We start from the raw sequence: 249 nt of genomic DNA, 5'->3' as shown, positions 1-249 counted from the left end.
ATCATGTGCAATACGGTCCACGGCTCACGGCGCTCGTTGTTTATTTACATCATATCCAATTGATCCCGTACAAGCGTTTAAGTGATACAATCGAAGCGTTATATCAACACTCGATTAGTACGGGAACCCTTGCCAATATGGTGAAACGAGGACGCGAAGCGCTGGAATCAAATATGGACATCATCGAAGACGCCTTACTTGAATCCAACATCCTGCATGTCGATGAAACGAGTTTGCGCATCAATGGGA

1 protein-coding gene is annotated in these 249 nt (G+C 45.4%); it reads left to right on the top strand.

The window, feature by feature from the left end; genetic code table 11:
• On the top strand, positions 1-249 hold a 249-nt coding region (locus ETC02_RS17400), incomplete at both ends, for an IS66 family transposase (protein ID WP_171698518.1).

Origin of the sequence: Geobacillus sp. DSP4a, from assembly GCF_013096875.1 — a bacterium.
In the GTDB taxonomy this organism is placed as follows: Bacteria; Bacillota; Bacilli; order Bacillales; family Anoxybacillaceae; genus Geobacillus; species Geobacillus thermophilus.
Note: the sequence above shows the minus strand (reverse complement) of the source record. Positions and strands in the feature narration are given on the sequence as shown.